This is a genomic window from Verrucomicrobiota bacterium (assembly GCA_037139415.1).
Taxonomy (GTDB): Bacteria; Verrucomicrobiota; Verrucomicrobiia; order Limisphaerales; family Fontisphaeraceae; genus JBAXGN01.
Map to the genome: position 1 here is coordinate 1 of JBAXGN010000318.1, position 4547 is coordinate 4547.

General features: G+C 57.0%; 1 protein-coding gene. It reads left to right on the forward strand.

The features are described 5' to 3' along the window. Positions 1-976: 976 nt before the first annotated feature. A partial coding sequence (locus tag WCO56_29030; protein ID MEI7733644.1) for an autotransporter-associated beta strand repeat-containing protein occupies positions 977-4547 on the forward strand: 3571 nt, incomplete at its 3' end.

The following is a 4547-nucleotide window of genomic DNA, read 5'->3' on the forward strand; positions in this document are numbered from 1 at the left end:
CTTTATTCAAAAACCTGCAAAAAATCCGCATTGTTAAGTCCGACAGGCTGCTAGCAGCGAGGAAAGAGGTGAGGGGGTATGAAACCCTGGGAATTTCCCCACTGTCAAAATTCCCTGCGGCACGATATTTGAGTAGCCCCAGGTACTCCCGCGCTCACTCCAGTGACCGGGACAAATCCAAAGCGGTGTCGCCCGCCGCCCCATTTTCCCCCGCCGGTTGCCACCGCACTCCAACTTTTCCCGCGCCGCCGTCCCACCGCCTGAAGACGGGACTCCCTGCCCGGAATCGGTCGTCTGTCTGTCTATTTGCCCTAGCTCGTTGCGTGGTTATAATTGCGTCTTTATCGTATTTTGATTCGGAATTTTTAACGATACTGATACGTAATCGTATATTTTGTCATCGGCCGCGAGGCAGTTAAATTGCGCGCTTAAAGCAATTCCCCCCGACCAATGCCCAGCTCGGAAACAACACGATTGGGCCGCGCAAGTCATCTCTTAATGAGTTTAAGAGCGAACCACCACGCGCTGCGTCGGCCTCCGTTCCGGTTTGCCCGCTGGCGGCGGACACCATCACCAAGTCCGTCGCCTATTCGTTACCATGATATCATCAATTGTAACTATGGATACACCGGCGACCGTGATACAAGGTGCGCACGAGTTTCAGATTTGCATGGGACGACTTGGTCGTAGTGGCAGTGTTTGCCATTACTCGCCTGATCCCGCAATCCGTCTGAAACCTGAATCCCGAGTTCCCGGCCCTGTGCCAGACCTTGGGAGGTCGTGAAACCCAGTTGAGACCGAACAAAAATTTATGCAACGATATTTTGCCGATACCCAAAAATCTGCATCGCTGGTCGCTTTGGCGTCCACAGTATTCCTGGGGCTGCGTTGATGAAGCCCGAGCGGATCGGCAACGGCACTTTGGCCAACTTCTGAAAGTGTATTTTACATTTAACCAACAACAACAAGAACAACCATGAAATCCTCACGCAACAATAGTCACATTCACATCCGGTTCGCGGCGCTAACCTTGGCACTTATTCTAGGCTTGGGTGCCAGAGTGCTGGAGGCCGGGACGACGAACACGATTGGCTCCACAACCCTGAACTCCGGTTCGACGCTCACCATCGCGTCCGGTAATGGGACGATCTGCACCGGCACCTTGCAGTTTGCTGCAGGAACCTCGGCTGCGTATGTCGCCGTTAACGGACCAGGGACGCTGATACTGGGAGCTACGGGCAATAGCGCGACCATACCGGACATCCATTTTAACTACGACGATGTGCACAACAGCACTGCGAACTGGGGTTGCAGCGTTAATGCCCCAGTGAACATCGGCACGGTGCAACGTTTCATCCATGGCAAGACCAACCACGCTTCGGTGGATCAATACGGAGTTTCCAATACGGAGTGCATGTTCAACGGCATCATCTCCGGTTCCGGCGGCTTGACGTTTATTGCCCAGGATTCCTTTACTGGGAGCAACCCCATGGAAGTTCCTTTCGCCCTCAATGCCGCCAATACCTTCACCGGACCGGTGGAAATCCAGCGCGGCTCGGTTTATCTCGGCGTCGCCAACGCTTTCCCTTCCGGGAACGTGTTGCGGTTCAACGTGGCGGCGGGGAACTTCGGAAAATTTTTCCTTTATGGACGGAACGCCACTATTTCAGACCTGTCTTCCACCGGTGGGGGCAATGCCTTGATTGCCAATGGCAACCGGAATCCCAGTTCCATCGCGGCAGCGACGCTGACCATCACCCAGAATAATCCGGGGACTTACGCTGGGACCATTATTAATACCAATGTGGAGTATGCCAAGACGGGCGGCGCCACCGCCACAATTTTGAATCTGATCAAACAAGGGTCGGCGGCGCTGACGTTGACCGGAACGAATAGTTTCACCGGTACAATGGCAGTGAACGCCGGCAAGCTCTACATGAATACGAAGTCCACTGGCGGCGGGGCGGTGACAGTGGCCAACGGGGCCACACTCGGCGGCAGCGGAGCGATCAGTGCCACGATCACGGTGGCGAACGGCGGTGCGTTGGAAGCGGGCGATGGCACTGGCATTGGCACGCTGACGCTCAAAGGCTTGACCTTGGGTAGTGCGTCCACGGATACCTCGACCATATATGTGACCCGCAACAGCACCCCGGGCATTATCGCGGTGACGAATAACAACGGGTTGACGGTGAATTCAGGGGCCAGTAAGGTGACCATCAATGTGGGGGGGACTGCACCGGCGGTCGGGCAGTACCCTTTGATTACCTATGCCGGTACGCTGGGTGGGACCGGTTTTAGTGCGTTCAAGCTTGGCACGTTGCCGCCCCGGGTCACGGCCGCCTTGGTCAACAACACGGCGAATCACTCGATTGACTTGAATGTGACGGCGGTGGATTTCCCGAGGTGGAGCGGCGCGTTGAGCACGGAATGGAGCGTCAATACCTTGGCCGCCCCAAAGAATTGGGTGCTGAATTCCGATGGTAGCACCCAACTGGATTTTCAGGGCGGTGACACGGTTATGTTTACCGACGCGGCCGCAGGAACGACGGTGGATGTAAGCGTGGCGGATGTGATTCCAGGTGGGGTGACGTTCAACAACACCACCCAAAACTTCTCCCTGACGGGAGTTAAAGCAATCGCGGGGACGGCTGGTTTGACGAAGACCGGCACCGGCACGCTGACCATTCTCAACAACAACACGTATGGCGGGGCAACCACCATCTCCGGTGGCACCGTGCAGGTGGGTAATGGCGGCACGGCAGGGTCGCTGGGGACCGGGGCAGTGACCGACAATGGCGCGTTGGTGCTCAATCGCAGCGATGCCGTGTCGGTTTCGGGCCTTTCCGGCAGTGGTAACCTCCAGCAGAACGGGTCAGGCACGTTGAGTCTTCTTGGCAGTGATTCTCATACCGGTGGGACATTGATTTCCGCGGGCATTCTCCAAGTGGGCAACGGCGGCGCGGTGACCGCTTTTGGAAATGGGCCAATCACCAACAACAGCGCCCTGGTATTCAACAGCAGCAGTACGATCAGTGTTGCGGGCGTTATCTGTGGCACCGGCTCGGTAACCAACGCTTCGGCGGGCACAGTGAACCTGAATGCGACCAATATGTATTCCGGCGGCACCACGATTCGTGGTGGTGGCACAGTGAATCTTGGCACTGCCTTCGCGCTGGGTTCGGGAGATGTGACGATCAGTTCCGGCGCGCTTAATTTCCCTTTCCCCAGCGGCAGTAGCAACGTGGTAGCCAATAATATTTCCCTGCCGTTAATTGGCACGCAGGAATTCATCATTCAGGGGCCATCCTCACCAACGACGGTGCGTCTGACCGGAGTTCTTAGCGGCGGCGCTGCCGGGCAGAGTTACCGGCTCGTGGATTCGAATGTCGGGCTTAACCATAATGACATTCTGATTCTCGACAACCCCAACAACAGTTTTCAAGGCATCATTAACATGTGGCGCGGCACGCTGGGTATTACCAGCGACGGCGCCCTAGGCGATGCCAACAACGCGATCTTCATTGATGTTGGTAACGGCAACGGCGGTCTGCGGTTCGACGCAAATAACCTCGTGCTTGGTTCAGTTCGCACGATTACCCTGAACGGCACCGAGGTGATCAATCCCCAAGGTTATACCGCGACGCTTAGCGGTCCGCTGGTCATTTCCGGCCAACTCGTAAAAACAAACAGTGGCACGCTCATTCTGGCCGGCTCGACCACTGGCGCTGGGGTGGTAAATGTCACGGATGGTACGCTGCAAATTGGCAACGGTGGGACCACGGGTACCTTGGGCGGCGGTTCCGTCATGCTGGCGAAGAGCAGTTCCGTTCTAGTGTTCAACCGGAGTGACGCCCTGACGGTGGCCAACGCCATCGGCGGCCCCGGCTCGGTAGTTCAAAACGGGCCCGGTTCGGTCACTCTCACCGGTGCCATTACCAACACGGGTTCCATCACGGTTAACGCCGGCAGCCTGGTGGTGAATGGAACGCTGACGGCCAGCAGCGGCGTCACCGTGGTGAGCAACGCGACCTTGTCCGGTAGCGGCACGATTGCGAGTCCGATTAATCTCAGCGGCGCGATTGCGCCCGGCGCTGGCGGCGTGGGTTCCTTTAGCACGGGTCCGCAAGCCTGGAATGGGGGCGGCAGTTATGTGTGGGAGCTTACCAACAAGAACAGCACGCCTGGCGTCGGTTGGGATTTGCTTAATGTGACCGGCGGCATCAATCTCCAAGCCGCCGCGACGAATCCGTTCACGATCAAAATCCTGCCGGTCGGGCCGGTTGATTTCAGCCATGATACGACGGGAACCTTCACGCTGGCGGCGTTGAGCGGCACGGTGACCAACTTTGATACCAATGCGTTTATCGTGGATGCGAGCGCGTTAGCCTCGGGTTTGGGAGCAGGCCGTTTCTTTCTGAGCACCAATGCCGGTGCATTGGTACTTAATTTCACCGCTGTGCAGCCGCCCGCGATTACTTCGCTGGGCATTTCCAGCACCAATGTGCTGGTGAACGGCATGGTGCGGATCGTGGTGCAGGCCACAG